The 15,341-nt window shown below is 41.2% G+C and carries 15 protein-coding genes; 3 read left to right on the top strand and 12 right to left on the bottom strand.

Annotation, left to right across the window (positions count from 1 at the left end):
* Nucleotides 1–62 precede the first annotated feature (62 nt).
* Nucleotides 63–737, bottom strand: a complete 675-nt coding sequence (locus CWB80_RS10360; protein WP_171041516.1) for an outer membrane beta-barrel protein — start codon at nt 735–737, stop codon at nt 63–65.
* 296 nt (nt 738–1,033) lie between these two features.
* Between CWB80_RS10360 and CWB80_RS10365 the strand changes: the two genes are divergently transcribed.
* The 3 genes from CWB80_RS10365 to CWB80_RS10375 all read left to right on the top strand — a co-directional run bounded on the left by CWB80_RS10365 (nt 1,034) and on the right by CWB80_RS10375 (nt 4,358).
* Entirely contained in the window at nt 1,034–2,011 is a 978-nt protein-coding gene (locus CWB80_RS10365) for a Solitary outer membrane autotransporter beta-barrel domain (RefSeq protein WP_171041517.1), read from the top strand.
* A gap of 72 nt (nt 2,012–2,083) precedes the next feature.
* A complete protein-coding gene (locus CWB80_RS10370) occupies nt 2,084–3,820 on the top strand; it encodes an amidohydrolase (RefSeq protein WP_138599451.1) in 1,737 nt (578 codons plus the stop codon).
* A gap of 19 nt (nt 3,821–3,839) precedes the next feature.
* Nucleotides 3,840–4,358, top strand: a complete 519-nt coding sequence (locus CWB80_RS10375; RefSeq protein ID WP_138599450.1) for a protein tyrosine phosphatase family protein — start codon at nt 3,840–3,842, stop codon at nt 4,356–4,358.
* Between the two features lie 18 nt (nt 4,359–4,376).
* Here the strand turns inward: CWB80_RS10375 and CWB80_RS10380 are convergent, their stop codons facing one another.
* The 11 genes from CWB80_RS10380 to CWB80_RS10430 all read right to left on the bottom strand — a co-directional run bounded on the left by CWB80_RS10380 (nt 4,377) and on the right by CWB80_RS10430 (nt 15,340).
* Entirely contained in the window at nt 4,377–4,883 is a 507-nt protein-coding gene (locus tag CWB80_RS10380; RefSeq protein WP_138599449.1) for an Sbal_3080 family lipoprotein, read from the bottom strand.
* A gap of 25 nt (nt 4,884–4,908) precedes the next feature.
* Complete coding sequence (locus CWB80_RS10385; RefSeq protein WP_138599448.1) at nt 4,909–7,155, bottom strand: carbohydrate binding family 9 domain-containing protein; 2,247 nt, start codon at nt 7,153–7,155, stop codon at nt 4,909–4,911.
* Between the two features lie 220 nt (nt 7,156–7,375).
* A complete protein-coding gene (locus CWB80_RS10390) occupies nt 7,376–8,677 on the bottom strand; it encodes a DEAD/DEAH box helicase (RefSeq protein ID WP_138599447.1) in 1,302 nt (433 codons plus the stop codon).
* Nucleotides 8,678–8,744: 67 nt separating this feature from the next.
* Nucleotides 8,745–9,176 carry a hypothetical protein gene (locus CWB80_RS10395; protein WP_054554538.1) on the bottom strand — a complete coding sequence of 144 codons (432 nt, stop codon included), beginning with the start codon at nt 9,174–9,176 and terminating at the stop codon, nt 8,745–8,747.
* Nucleotides 9,177–10,007: a MipA/OmpV family protein gene (locus tag CWB80_RS10400; RefSeq protein ID WP_054554539.1), complete on the bottom strand. Its 831-nt coding sequence runs from the start codon at nt 10,005–10,007 to the stop codon at nt 9,177–9,179.
* On the bottom strand, nt 10,004–11,230 hold the full coding sequence (locus CWB80_RS10405) for a beta-ketoacyl-ACP synthase (RefSeq protein WP_138599446.1): 1,227 nt from the start codon (nt 11,228–11,230) through the stop codon (nt 10,004–10,006). Before CWB80_RS10405 ends, CWB80_RS10400 begins: the two co-directional genes overlap by 4 nt.
* A complete protein-coding gene (gene fabG, locus CWB80_RS10410; RefSeq protein WP_138599445.1) occupies nt 11,230–11,955 on the bottom strand; it encodes a 3-oxoacyl-ACP reductase FabG in 726 nt (241 codons plus the stop codon). The genes CWB80_RS10405 and fabG overlap by 1 nt, the downstream gene beginning before the upstream one ends.
* Entirely contained in the window at nt 11,952–12,407 is a 456-nt protein-coding gene (locus CWB80_RS10415) for a hotdog family protein (RefSeq protein ID WP_054554542.1), read from the bottom strand. The genes fabG and CWB80_RS10415 overlap by 4 nt, the downstream gene beginning before the upstream one ends.
* On the bottom strand, nt 12,394–13,557 hold the full coding sequence (locus CWB80_RS10420) for a beta-ketoacyl-ACP synthase (RefSeq protein ID WP_138599444.1): 1,164 nt from the start codon (nt 13,555–13,557) through the stop codon (nt 12,394–12,396). Before CWB80_RS10420 ends, CWB80_RS10415 begins: the two co-directional genes overlap by 14 nt.
* Before the next feature lie 2 nt (nt 13,558–13,559).
* Nucleotides 13,560–14,111 carry a DUF3261 domain-containing protein gene (locus tag CWB80_RS10425; RefSeq protein ID WP_138599443.1) on the bottom strand — a complete coding sequence of 184 codons (552 nt, stop codon included), beginning with the start codon at nt 14,109–14,111 and terminating at the stop codon, nt 13,560–13,562.
* On the bottom strand, nt 14,099–15,340 hold the full coding sequence (locus tag CWB80_RS10430; protein WP_138599442.1) for an NAD(P)/FAD-dependent oxidoreductase: 1,242 nt from the start codon (nt 15,338–15,340) through the stop codon (nt 14,099–14,101). The genes CWB80_RS10425 and CWB80_RS10430 overlap by 13 nt, the downstream gene beginning before the upstream one ends.
* Nucleotide 15,341 lies beyond the last annotated feature (1 nt).

Raw genomic sequence — 15,341 nt, forward strand, 5'->3', positions numbered from 1 at the left:
TAGACTCAGCTATTCCTTGAGATAATTAAAAATGTACGCCCCCTGCATACATATGGAGTTGATTAGTTAAACTGATACTTAGCGCCAATTGAAAACATTGACGTTGAGTAATCATCTAACCTAGCTTGGTCGTAACTTAAGAAAAGTAGAGTATTTTCAAATATTGAATAGCTGATTTCACCGCCAAAAGTCACACTATTGCCGCTGCGTTTCGCTTTAAAAACATCTGATGTATTGATTTGATATTGGTAATCTTGTTGCCAATCAAGGTACCCAAGTTTACCTGTTAGTGATAGCTCATTTGTTAGAGGCAATGATGCTAAAACAACTAGGTGTGGCCCCTTTGCAGATTCAGGGTAAGTTGCTTGCATTACATCATGAAAATTGTCTAAATCAGTCACCTCTCCTGTTAAACGAAAATTTCTATCGCCAAAATCTAAATAACCCAGTTGGACTGAAAATATAGAATCTAGCTGATATCCGAATCCTAGTTGATAACCTACGTCAGCATCTTTCACTGATAAGTTTTCATAATTGACACTCTGTGCAACAAGCTCATTTTTAACAGCGTCTGCCTTAAAATCAGTCGAAGCGTGGCCTATTTGGCCATACAAATACCAATTATTTTCTTTAGCTTGCCCATCTGTACTGAATAGTGAGCCACTAGAAAAAAGAATCAGTATAAAAGCCCATGAAAAACAACTTGAACTTTTAGTTAAAAAGTATTTATGGTTCAAAATAAAGCACTCTCTTAATCTAATTAAACGGGCACAGAATTGATTTAAATACAATAATATGTAGATTTAAAAGTCAGAATATCAACTCTGCATTTATGTTTTACATTAGATGAAAAGATGAGTGATCCGAATCAGAATCTTCCTAAATTTATGAGCTTATGAAATTTCCGACAGACATTGTTATTAGTTATTTGGTGATTTTGAATAATTGACAAAAAATCAATTCTAAATAACTAGTCATAGTTTGAACTAAATGGGCTATTATTATTCATAAAATAATGATTCCCGCTTTATTAATGAAAAATAGCTATAGATTTAAATTTATTTTTTATACCCCTATTATTTTCTGCATCTGCTCAGCGGTTTTTGCAAACCCGACTAAGCAGCTCGAATCGGCCTTTGCCACGTCGTTGGTTTTAACCGATGGTGATAGTATTACCTTGGGTTTTGGTGATTTTGATCCACAAACACTGTTTGACTCGCAACATGCCAACAAAGATGAAGACAGTATTGCGCTTAGAAAAGAACTCAAACTCTACAGTATTCCTTACACTTGGCAGCTTGATGAGCCTGTTTATCAACACAAATTAAGCCTGACCAGCAAAGTAAGCTATTTAAATCAATCAGATTTCATTTCGCTTTTTGATAATGTGGCTGACGACTATATTTCAGAAACAGTGTATAACGGGATGATCGGTTTTAATGCCGAAAAAGCACTTGGCTCTAAATGGTCATATCAATTTGGTTTTAATACTCACTACTTACATTACAACAATGATTATGAGTACAACTCTCCCGAGTCTAGACGTAATCTTAAACCTTTAGCTGAGAATCTTTACACCAACCTCAATAGTAATGCACTCGTGATAAACCCAAATGCCACCATGATCTATCGCTTACCTAGGCATTGGGGCTATTACGAGTACAAACTTAACTTTAATTATTACTATGGCTGGGCACTCTCTCACCCTGATGGAATAAATAATGCGGCGCCTGAAACATGGCGCACACTCAATGGTATTAAAGCTAAATTTAACATGTTCAAAATCGGGGTTTTTGAGCAAGCTTTTTACATCAAAGGCCAACGTATCGATTTAGGCGGCGATAGTCGGGTAGCATTTGGGACCGATCACTTTTATGAATACGGTATTGGCTTTTTATGGGATAGCAGAAAATGGACGTCATGGTTCGATAACTTTGGTATTGGTATCAACATTCATAATGGCAGTAGCCTAGATGGCGCTGCTATTGTCTTGTACTTTAATGAAATTTAAGTCCAATATAAAAACACAAACTGAGCAAACCGACTATATTATTAGACATACTTAGAATTCAAGGAAGATTATATGAAACATCACCTCGCAATTGCATGTTCATTGCTTGCCTTAACGGCTTGCGATAAAACCTCTGAACAAACAGCTAAAACGCTTCCACTGCAAGTGAGTGCAGCAGATACCATTTATTATGGTGGTGATATTCTTACAATGACTGGCGATGCACCAGAGTATGCGCAAGCAATCGCAACACAAGGCGACAAAATTATCTTTGTGGGTGATAAAACTAAAGCCCTTGAGCATAAGTTTGGTAAAACGAAGCTGATTGATTTACAAGGCAAGACCCTAATGCCTGGCTTTGTAGATGGCCACAGTCATGTGTACGCGGTAGGCTTACAAGCCATGGTAGCCAATGTATTACCTAGTCCAGATGGTGATGCTAACAGCGTTGAGCAAATCGTTAATATTCTCACAGCTGCACAGAACAACCCTGATTACACCACTTTTATTGAAAAAACCGGCGCTATCTTAGGATTTGGATACGATGATGCTGAGCTTGATAGATACCCTACAAAAATGGACTTAGACCGAGTTAGCACCGAAAAGCCTGTGATCATCATTCATACCTCAGGGCACTTAAGTGTGGCAAACACTAAAGCGTTAGCCATGGCTGGCATCGATGAAAACACAGAAAATCCTGACGGCGGGATAATTCGTCGCATGACAAACTCACAAGAGCCCAATGGGGTGCTCGAAGAAAACGCGCACTTTGGATTACTGTTCAAACTGATGAAATCTGTTGATCCTGATTTACAAGATTTAATGCTGCAAGAAGGGCAAAAACTCTATACAAAATACGGCTACACAACGGCCCAAGAAGGACGTGCTACCCAAGAAGCTTATGACTCGATGGTAAGAGCATCAAAGGCAGATAAATTCGTGATTGATATAGTTGCCTATGCCGATATGGCCACCAGCAGCGGATTTATGGACTCAGCCTATAACAGTAAAAACTACACAAATCATTTTCGCATTGGGGGTGTAAAACTTAACTTTGATGGCTCACCGCAAGGTAAAACCGCTTGGTTATCTCAGCCATACTTAAAAGCCCCCGAAGGCCAAGAGCAAGGTTATGCAGGCTACCCTACTTTTAATAATGAGCAAGCTTATCAGTATATTGAAACGGCCTTTGCCAATGACTGGCAGGTAATGACGCATGCAAATGGTGATGCCGCCATTGAGCAGTTTTTAAATGCCGTTGAAAGTGCCAATAACAAGCTCGGCAAAAAAGATCGCCGCCCTGTACTCATTCATGGTCAAACAATTCGACAAGATCAGGTAAATCGTCTTAAAGAATTAGGCATATTTCCATCGCTCTTCCCAATGCATACGTTTTATTGGGGCGACTGGCATGTAAATTCAGTGCTAGGTCACCCCCGTGCCGATTTTATTTCACCCACTCAAGCTGTTCGCAAACAAGGATTAATGTTTAGCACCCATCATGATGCACCAGTCGCCCTACCTGATGCACTACGTGTATTAGATGCAACGGTTAACCGCACAACCCGTACAGATCAAGTATTAGGGCCAGAGCAACGTGTTTCTGTGTATACTGCACTACAAGCAATGACCACATGGCCTGCGTATCAACATTTTGAAGAAAGTTCAAAAGGGCAATTAAAACAAGGGATGCAAGCAGACTTGATAATTCTTGATAAGAATCCGCTAAAGATAAAGCCTGTAGAGCTACATAACTTACAAGTGTTAGAAACCATTAGTCGTGGTGAAACCGTCTACAGCAAAAATTAAACACACTTTAAGGAGTAAAATGAATAAGTTCATACAATTAGCCTGTGCTGCGCTGCTGTCTTTTTCTGCATTTGCAGCACAAACCGTTACTACAAAACTGGATATTTTAAATCTTAAGGCGCAGTCTGAGAATGTGCTAACTTCTGGGCAGCCAAGTCAAACGGATTTTGCCAAGTTAAAACAACTTGGTGTTCAGAACGTCATAAACCTTCGTGGTGATAACGAAACGAATTGGTCTGAGCAAGAGTTAGTCACTGAGCTTGGTATGAACTATTACCATATTCCTGTGCAATCTAAAGCTGATATTACCATTGAAAACGCTACGAAACTTCAGGCCTTACTCAATAAACAGCAACAGCAAACTACCTTACTTCACTGCGCGAGCAGCAACCGTGTCGGTGCTCTCGTTGCGCTATACAATGCGGTAACCTTGAAAAAGCCAATTGATGAAGCTGTTGAGATTGGTAAACAATGGGGCTTAAAAAGCCTTGAAGGGGTGGTAAGAAGCAAAGTTAACGAAGAGGTTGGTCAGCCATAAGCTGACCAACATATTAGTTTATATTGCTTTTTTCTGACTCTCTTGTTGTTTCTTGGCTTCAACTTGCTGGAACATTGAATCCACTAATTCGATAATTTTATCGTTTGCATCAATAAATTTATCCAAACCACCACCCGTTCGATAGCTTGCTTGCGCAATTGTTTTAGATTGGTCAACATTAGTGACCCAGATATTGGCATAGGCCATATAAAGAGCTAAATCCCAATGCCAGTTCGCAACATAAAATGCAATTGCATCACAACCGTCTGTGTTAGCAGTTGAGATGTCTGTTTGATACGCTTGGTGTTTCATAACATAGTTAGCCGGTATCACGCGTGTTTGCACGTTATGTTTTGCAAAACCTGTTTGCAATGATGTTACAACACCTTCTTTAACTGCTTGATGCTCTGCAATACACACAGTTTTTGGTTTTTCCGCTTCAAAACGACTTACATCCTGTTTCGCCGCACATCCAGCAAGGATAGTTACCGCAGCAGCAACAGCTGACATTTTTAAATATTTCATTATGATTTTCCTTTTTTATAATTACTTAGAGCTGCCATGCATAGCTTAGTTTAGTGAAAAAGGTACGCTCGTCACGCTCAAGACTTTTCAAAGAGTCGTCTTGATATCCTTTGTCTGAATAACCTAAGTAAAACAGCGTCTGAGAGTTAATTTTGTATGAATACACCAGCTGACTGCCATAATCGCGGTTAGTTTGACTGACATCAAATCGATAAGCTTCGTTGTTTCGATCGACATCTTCAAACTGCAAAACGAGTTTTAGCATTGAGCGCATATTAAATTTATAATAAACACGTAAATCAGTTAAATTTGCAGTATAAACACGATCATTTTGTTCGTTATCTAGATAGCTGTAACTGTGCTCTAGTTGAACCTGCCAATGATCGTTAATATCCCATGTCATCTCAGGTTCAATACGAACCATGGTACCTAAAGCTGCATTACTGTAATCAATTTTGCTGCCATATTGAGCATACAATAAGAATCGCACATCACGAATAGGTCTAAAACCACCGTAGATATAGCCTATATTTTGATTAAAGAACTCGCCGGCATAAAACTCATTACGATGAATAAAGCCAATTTCTGTTTGCGACTGCATCTTACCTTTAAAAGTAATAAAGCCATCGTATTCTTCTTCGAGTAAGTCGCCATTTTGTGCCCACGTTTTATCCCACTCAACATTGTAGCTGTACTCTGTGATTGCATCATCAGCATCACGATACCAAGTTTGCCCACCACCTAATTGTACTTGTTCGTAATCAACTTTAGCTTGGTAGCCTAAATCAGAGCGGTATTCTTTACCTATATTTTCGTAATTAGCGTAGACTTCGTAATCACGCTTAGTTCTAGTAAATTCAATAGCATAAGCTTGATCGGATTGATTCTTATCAACGCCATAATAATCAACTAAAAATTCTGAGTTAGTGGTATCTGTGCTTGCAACTTGATACTGCAAACTATCTGATTGGTTAAACCAATAACTACCATCAATCGATAACACGGTATTATGGTAATCATCATTTTCACGGTGAGTGCTCATCACACCAATTGTGCCTTTTTGGCCAATATCAAATTGATAACGCCCCGCTACTGCTTGCGTTTTATCTGCCAGATTAGCAAAGCCCGATCCTTGATTTGTCGGAAGTAAAACACTGGTATTCTGATCATCAGCGTACATAAAGCCATAGCTGTGCGCGCCGGTTTTACCTGTTAATTTTAAACCTACATCAGGTTCAGCAATCATTCGCGTATATAAAAGCTCTAGTTGGCTGGTATTAAAATAAGACGCACCATCTAAAAAGAATGGACGCTTTTCAGCATAATAAATTGAATAAGTGGTGTTTACATCAAGTTCGAGTGAGTCTGCCTCGACTTGCGAAAAATCAGGATTAATAGTGGCATTGATAACCGCATCTTGCGTCACACCCCAACGTAAGTCCAAGCCTGCTTCAGTATCAATATCGCCATTTTGCCAATCACCCGGCACTGTGTCTTTGCTATCATGACGAAGCGCAGTTAAATTGGGTGTAAGCTGAATATTTTGGCTTTCTGTCATGTTGGCAAAACCTGTGAGTTTATCAAACTGACAAAAGCTACATTTTACATCTCGGTCAAAACCAACGTTCGACATTTGATAATACACATCACGCGGGTAATTTCGCCATACTGCAAAACTCCACGTTAATTCGGCCTGGTCTTTTGGAAAGCGAAGTGCAGTGAATGGAATACGCATTTCAACAACATAGCCGTCCTCTGTTATTTGCCCTGCGCTATCCCAAATAGCATCCCATGATGGGTCTTCCACCCAATCATCAATATCTGTCATGCGCATATCACCTTGCGCACCCAATGGGTTTACATAAAACTCATAGCCAGTTCGCTCATCATTAAAAGTATCAATCATCAAGGCAACATTGTCGTCTTGCCAAAGTGTGTCGCGATCTCGAAGAGCGGCACGAATTTGCGAAGGATCATTATCTTTTGCAATAAAACCCACATACAAGTACTTGCCATCTTCGTACATGTAAGCATCGGTTTGCACGAGCGGTGTGCCTTTTTCGGTTGGTTCGTTCTGATATTTTAATGGCACTTTAGTGGCGTATTGCCAGTGTGGCTCATCCATCACACCATCAACGCTAATAGACTCTTTAATATGGGCAAGGGAGAACTCAGCCTTATCAAATGCATTAGCAGAAAAAGGCACACTAGCAACACTGAGTAAAAAAGTAGGGGCGATTATTTTATTTATTATTCTTTTTATGTACTGCATAAACATCCATTTAGACACTAACGCGTTAGAAACGCTACTTGACTGATTTCAAAGCGATTGTAATTCATCAAGGTACATTTGTTAATCTAATTTTGCATTTAACTGTATAAAAATTAACAAAACACTCCATTTGTACGATTAGCAGAGCCAAAAAAGCCCCATTGCCAAACAGCAATGGGGCTTTTTTATAGAAGCTCTTATCGTTTGTTATCGAAATTCATTACTTTTTAAGGCTTAATTTATTGCCTTTCAAAGATTTGCGAACATTTGCGATACGTGAACGATTCTTCGCACGCGCTTCACCCGTTGCCTGACCTGAAGCCTTATTTGTACGGCTACGGCGTAAATGCGACGGCTTTTTACCAATTTTATCAATCAGTACTTCACGGCTGCTTACTTCATAACCTGGTAAAACAACACGCTTGATGCGCTGTCCAATTAACTTTTCGATATCGAATAAAGTGTTTTCTTCCTCACGGCTCACAAACGAAATAGCTTGACCCGGCTTACCAGCACGACCTGTACGGCCGATACGATGCACGTAGTCTTCTGCAAGCCAAGGTAAGTCGATGTTAATTACACGTGGTAACCCTTCAATATCAATACCACGGGCAGCCACTTCGGTTGCGACTAATACGCGAACTTTACCTTCTTTAAATTCGCGTAAAGCGCGGCGGCGGTTACCTTGGGTTTTATCACCATGACAAACAACAGCTGGAATACCGTCAAGGTTAAGCTCCTTTACAAGCTCATCGGCAGTTTCTTTCATGTTTACGAAAACAAGTACTTGCTGCCAGTTTTTCTTTCCTATCAATTCAGATAAAAGCTCTTGCTTACGGCGCTCTTCTACAGGATACACAACGTGTTGCACTGTTTCTGCGGTACTGTTTGTTTGATCGACACGAATGATTTCAGGCTGCTTTAGTACTTTACTCGCAAATTGTTTAATTGCCGCAGGGAAAGTTGCTGAGAACAACAAGATTTGACGCGCTTCATCACAGCCATTAATAACCGTTTGCATATCGCTGATAAAGCCCATGTCTAGCATACGGTCAGCTTCATCAAGCACTAAATGCTTAACATTAGCTAAGCTGATGTTACCTAAACGAATATGATCAAGTAAGCGCCCTGGCGTTGCAACAACAATATCGACACCTGCTTTCAAATCGTTAGCTTGACCCGCTAGATTAATACCACCAAACAAGCACACTGTTTTGAGTTCAGTGTATTTTGCAAACGCTTTAAAGTTATTAGCAATTTGCTCTGCTAACTCGCGAGTAGGTGCAAGCACTAGTGCACTTGGTGCATTATTTTCGCTAACAGCTGATTCTGATAATTTTTGGATAAGTGGTAAAGCAAATGCAGCGGTTTTACCCGTGCCGGTTTGCGCACTAACAAGTACGTCTTTGCCTTTTCTTACTGCAGGAATTGCACTACGTTGAACGGGAGTAAGCGTTTCGAAATTAAGCTCTTCTAATGCCTGTAAAAGCTCAGAAGAAAAACTAAATGATTTAAAATTCATGCTGTATAACCTGCGGCCATCATATCAAGGGTCGCAAATTATACAGAAAAAAAATGACTTTAGTTAGTTATAACTTAACTAAAGTGCCTTTTAATGCCACACCAGCGATAAACGTACCCGCACCACATTGATATTCTGTTTGGCTAACAAACTCACGCTTCTTGTAATACGACTGAATATTTACAACTGCATTCATGCCTTCACGAACAGCACGCTCTTGTAATGCTTTTAAAGCACTGAGCATTACCCATTCACACGCCTCTCGGTCAGTTTTATTAAATGCATTGGTTTTCTTGTTGGTGATCACTTCACCATAAGTTGTTTTAATCGTGTTATGACTTTGATCAGCAAAATACAGCGGAATATCTAACAATGCTTGTTTCGCTTTGGTGGTTTCAAGTAATGCTTGTACAGGTAGTGTTTGTAAATCATCACGTGCAAAACTGTTTGCTGAAAACAAACAAGCTACTAAAACACATGCAAGGGTCAATAACTTCATTTAAAAATTCCTTCTATAAAATTTCCATGCAACGCCAAAACCGACCGAAACATTATAATCTTGCTTCACGAGTGGGCTTGCATCTTGTTGACTGTTAGCAAGATGGTGATATTTAACAAAACCACCTAACCAATACTTTGGTGTGTCAAAATGTACCCCAATTGATACATCAGCACCAGAAAAACCTGAACGACTTGAGTATGCTTGGCGAGTTTCATTGCTATGTAAGTCACTCACTCCATAGTAGTAATCAAGGTATTTATCGCTAGCAAAGTTGATATTGCCACGAAACGCTAATGAAAATTGTGAATCCGCTTTTTCGATGATCGGCACTCGATAATACACACTTGGCCCATAACGCCAGCCAATATCATCAATACCTGAGAAATCTGTCGCAATGGCTTTGCGTGCAAACAGGCTTAAATACAAGTGCTGTCTAGAATTTGGTTCACCTATTAAGTAGTAATTAAGCGAAGGCCCTAATTCAAACACCCAATCTAGATCATCCATACCTTCTCGGGCTTTGTTGTCTTCACTGTCAACTGCAAGACCTACGCTTGCAGATAAATCTAAATGGAGATTTTCTTGCTGCCACAAAAAGCCAGTGAAACTATTACGGTCTATGGCCATTGTGTCACTTTGATAACGAAAATAAGGCACAGGCAATAGGTATTGCTCACTTTCATCTGAACCTAAATAATGCGGGATATCTGCATAAAAAAGGCCTGCACCGAACTCCATTTTTGCAGTGCCCTTTTCTCCACTATCTTCTGCAGCATAAGCATTAAAAGTTAGAATAAATAAAATACTTATGATGCAGCGCTTGATCATGCTTGCCACTTTTTAAAAATTAACGAGGTATTGATACCACCAAACGCAAAGTTATTACTCATAATGTAATCTGTTTGCATTTCACGGCCATTGCCCTTGATATAATCTAGGTCAGCACACTCAGCATCGACATCTGTTAAATTAATAGTAGGTGCAAACCAACCATCATTCATCATATTGATACTCGCCCATGCTTCAATGGCGCCACACGCACCTAAGGTATGACCTAAATAACTCTTTAATGAGCTAATAGGTTTCTTGCCAAGGGCATTGAAAGTCGCTAGAGACTCCGCAATATCACCTCGATCTGTTGACGTACCATGAGCATTCACATAGCCAATTTGATCCGCTGTAAGCTGTGCATCATGAAGGGCCATTTCGATAGCCACTTGCATTGTTTCTGCGGTAGGTTGCGTAACATGTTGACCATCTGAGTTACAACCAAAACCGACGAGCTCCGCATAAATGGTTGCTCCACGGGCTAGGGCATGCTCATACTCTTCTAAAATGAGTGTGCCTGCACCTTCACCAATAACCAGACCATCACGATTTTGATCAAATGGTCGTGGCGTGCTTTTCGCAGCATCATTTTTTGTGCTGGTCGCGTACAAGGTGTCAAATACTGCGGCTTCTGTAATGCATAACTCTTCTGCACCACCAGCGACCATGGCTTTTTGGCGGCCATACTTAATCGCTTCGTAGGCATAACCAATACCTTGCGACCCCGATGTACAGGCAGAGCTGGTAGTGATCACGCGGCCTTTTAAACCAAAAAAGACACCCACATTCACAGGCGCCGTATGTGCCATCATCTGGATGTAACTGGTGGCCGTTACGCCCGTCATTTCACCGGTTTCCATCATTTTTGCAAAAGCCAGTAATGGTGGCGTTGACCCCGTTGACGAGCCAAAAGCAATCCCTGTAGAACCGTCGGTTAGACTTGGGTGGTCTAATAGCCCAGCTTCTTCTAAAGCAAGCTCTGTAGTTCGCGTCGACATCAAAGCAACACGCCCCATTGAGCGAACTTGTTTACGCTTATAATGGCTTGGTTTAGTAAAATGAGTAACAGGTGCCGCTAGTCGAGTGTTTAATTCTGGCGCCACATCCCAATCAGTCATGTACTGAACAGCATTTTCACCTTTTTGCAAAGCGGTTTTAAACTCGCCCCAGGTATCACCTAATGCTGTGATAGCAGACATGCCTGTAACAACAACGCGCTTCATTACACCATACCGCCATTCACAGAAATAACTTGGCGGGTGATATACGCAGCGTCATCGGAACACAAGAACGACACAGTGCCAGCTACTTCATTAACTGAACCCATACGTTTTAATGGAATCATTTTTAGCATTTCATCAACCGGTAAATCGTCTGTCATTTCGGTTTCGATTAACCCTGGTGCCACGCAGTTAACGGTGATCTTACGCTTTGCAAGTTCAAGCGAAAGCGCTTTGGTTGCACCAATAATGCCTGCTTTAGCGGCACTGTAGTTAACTTGCCCGCGATTACCAGCAATCCCTGACACTGACGCCATAGTGACAATCCGGCCACCTTTGCGAGCTTGCACCATTGGCATCACCGTTGGATGCACTACATTATAAAAACCGTCAAGGCCAGTACGGATCACTTTATCCCAGTCATCACCTTGCATCGCAGGGAACGCCATATCATTTGTGATACCAGCATTACAGATCACCCCATAATACGCTCCGTGCTCGGCAATATCAGCTTCAATTTGTTGTTTCGCACGCTCTCTATCGCAAACATCAAATTGCAATAGGCTTGCATGACGACCAAGCGCACTAATTTCTTCACAGGTTTGCTCTGCTTCAGCCACACCACTGCGACAATGAACAGCAATATCAAAGCCATCGTTAGCTAATCTAAGTGCGATTGCTTTGCCAATACCACGGCTTGAGCCGGTGACTAAAATACGTTTTGTCATTGATTTTCTCTTATAAACTGCATGGGGTCTTGTGGTTGAAACACATTGATTTTTGCTTCTGCTAAGCATGTTTCATCGCTGTGTATTTGACACTCAAATACACTTAACCCTGATTCTTCTTGATATAATTTTGTCACCGAGACTTTAAGCGTTTGCTCGTTTTTAAATACCGGTGCATAGGTTTTATATTTGCGCGTACCAATTAAAAAACCGATTTGTACTTCATTTCCTTTGTCTTTTGCCAGCGCACCCGCATAAGCTGCGATAGTTTGCGCCATATATTCACAGCCAATATAACTGGCAACCCCATTTAAGCTCTCGTCATAAAACGGGCTTTGTGAACTTATATCCACTTCACAGCAGCCTGACTCTTCGCTGTAACTAGATAGGCGATTGAGCAATATCATTGGTTCGCTATGAGGGACGACTTGCTCAATTTTATAGTGATTCATTTAGATGTCCTAGTACTACACTGACATTATTGCCACCAAAGGCAAACGAATTTGATAAACAGGTGTTAATTTCTGCCGTTTCTGGTTGTGTTAATAAACCAATTTCAGCCAATGATTCGTCTTTTATAACCTGATTGCATACTAATTGATTAAACTCTGGGTAAGCCAAATAAAGCCAACATAATCCAGCTTCTAAAGCACCTGCAGCGCCTAAGGTGTGGCCGGTCAAATGTTTAGAAGAGCTCACTTTAGTATTTTTGCCAAATACCTCACTGATTGCCAGAGATTCCATGGCATCATTTTGCGGTGTAGCTGTTCCATGGGCATTAATGTAGTCAATATCTGAAGGTGTTAAATTCGCGTCTTGCAATGCCATTGTCATAGCTGCGATTGCACCAGAACCGTCTGCAATCGGTGCTGAAATATGGTGAGCGTCAGAGCTTTCACCACCACCTAAAAAGGCAATGCTTTGTTTTGTATGCTGCTCTTTACTCATAACAAATAACGCTGCGGCTTCACCAATATTGATGCCTGACCTGTCGTCACTAAACGGCTTACAAATTTCATCGCTGATAGACGATAACGAATCAAACCCATTAATAGTGAGTTGGCACAAGCTATCTACCCCACCACAAATTACTACATCGGCTAAATCAGCACTGAGTAAGGCGCGCGCACTAATAAGCGCCTTGGCACTTGAACTACACGCAGTTGAAATGCTGTAACTTGGCCCCTTCGCAGCGAGTTTTTTGGCAATATAATTGGCGGGTGCAACGAGTGCTTGGTCGTAATAATCAAATTCCTCTGGCCACTTTCCCTTCGCTGCATGGGCAATTCGGCCTCTTTCACCTTCTTGAATTGCAGCAGTACTGGTACCAATAACCACAGCAATACGGCTACTCGGAATGTTTATGCCTGTCAATGTGTCAGTAATTTGCGCCAGCGCTAAATCGATTAGCTGATAAAACCGCATTGATGCGGTTAATGGCAGTTCATTAACCAAACCCACAAACGTTGGGCGCAGCTCAAATGCAAGCGACGTCACCTCTGTGAGTGTTTGTTTAGGTTGCAAGCTGATACTTTGCATTGTTTGTTGATGACCAACCCCCAATGCACTAACAATACCTAAGTCGTTAAGCCAAAATGGCATAATCAATTAACCCTTTGAAATTTAATTTTGTAATCTCGCTGAAAGTTTACAAGTTCTGTTGTACCGTCTAAATAGCGAATTTCACTAATTAACTGTTCACCTTGATATAAGCGTCGCGTTGAGCCTTGTTCAACCAAGTTCAAATCATAAAGCTGCGAGTTAAGCACAGTAACTGGCCAGTGTACAAGCATGATATCAGCAAGAATATAGCGAGGATCAACCGCGTTGATAGGGAGCATTTTTTCGCTTTTAATCGGCCCTTGGGGCGCTTTTTCTAACTGAAAGATTGGCATACCTTGAGCCGTCATAACAGCCAAGTTAATACCCGTTTCACTGTTTAAACTCAGCTGCGCTAGTAATGTATGCTGCTCATCGCCATGGTGTACTTCAAGTACTTGCTGCCAATTATCGGCAACTAATGACGGCGGTGGATCAAGCAAATAAATCCCTGCATTTGGCGCTAAATCAACGCCCGTTTTTACTGCAAATTCACTGGCACAACTTGCCACTAATATGCTCAAGGTTAAAAGCAAAGAGCGTGTTAATCGCGACATAATTCAACCAACGTATTTAAGCGTTTGTTGCTTTGTTTTACAAATGGGTTTTGTAAATCCCATGCATAACCCGCAAGAATAGCACTGATCATCTCACGCACTTGTTGATTTTTCTCACTGTAAAAAATCACGTCTTGAAATGAGCCATCATACCAAGCACTGACGTAGGTTCTAAAGCAATTAACCCCTTGTTGCAAAGGTTCACTGTAATCGTTTTTGAAATCAACTTGCTCACCACGTAAGTAGCTATCAACTAAAGGAGCAACCAATGAAGCTGATTTTAATGCAATCGTCACCCCAGATGAAAACACCGGATCTAAAAACTCACCAGCATTACCAAGTAGTGCAAAATGCTCACCATACAAGCTCGACACATTAGCCGAGTAGCCTTTGATAGCGCGCGCTTCACCAATTGCTTCACGATTGGCTAATAACTCACTTAAATAGCTATCTTGTTCGATAAATTCATTTAAACCAGCGAGTGGTTGTTTATCATTAAGTTGCTCTGGTTTACCGACCACACCAATGCTTGCCGTACCATCACTAAATGGGATCAGCCAATACCAAATATCTTTATGCTCTGGATGAACATTAATTAAGATTTTTTCGCGGTCGAACTGGGGATCGCTAATATTATCTTTAAAATGGCTGAAAAAAGCCCAACGTACAGGGAAATTTGATGCTGACTCTAAATCAAGTAAGCGAGGTAATACTCTGCCAAAACCACTGGCATCAAGTACAAAGCGCCCTTTAATTTGATAGCCTTGTTGGTTTTCATCCGTAACGTCAAGTAAAGCGCCATCCTCACAATCGGTGAACGCTAACACGCTATGTTGGTAACGTATTTCAGCCCCCTGTTGCATGGCACCATCGGCTAAGCACTTATCAAAGTCAGCGCGTTTTACCTGAAAAGTCGTGCCAGGGCCTTCGCTAAATTTCTCGGTAAAATCGATTGTTGTGTGGTCGCCCCGACGCTGAAACGCCGCCCCATTTTTAAACTGAAAACTAAGCGATTGTGCCTGTGCTTGCACCGCTTGCTCAAGGCCTGCTTCTGCTAAAAAGCTCATGCACTGGGGTAATAAACTTTCACCAATCGAAAAACGCGGAAAGGTTTGCTGCTCTAACACCACCACATGCCAACCTTTTTTCACCAGTAAACTAGCAGCCACGGCACCTGAAGGGCCCGCACCAATAATAACAACATCAGCCTGTTGAACTTGATTATTCACC

Origin of the sequence: Pseudoalteromonas sp. S1650, assembly GCF_005887195.1 — a bacterium.
In the GTDB taxonomy this organism is placed as follows: Bacteria; Pseudomonadota; Gammaproteobacteria; order Enterobacterales; family Alteromonadaceae; genus Pseudoalteromonas; species Pseudoalteromonas simplex.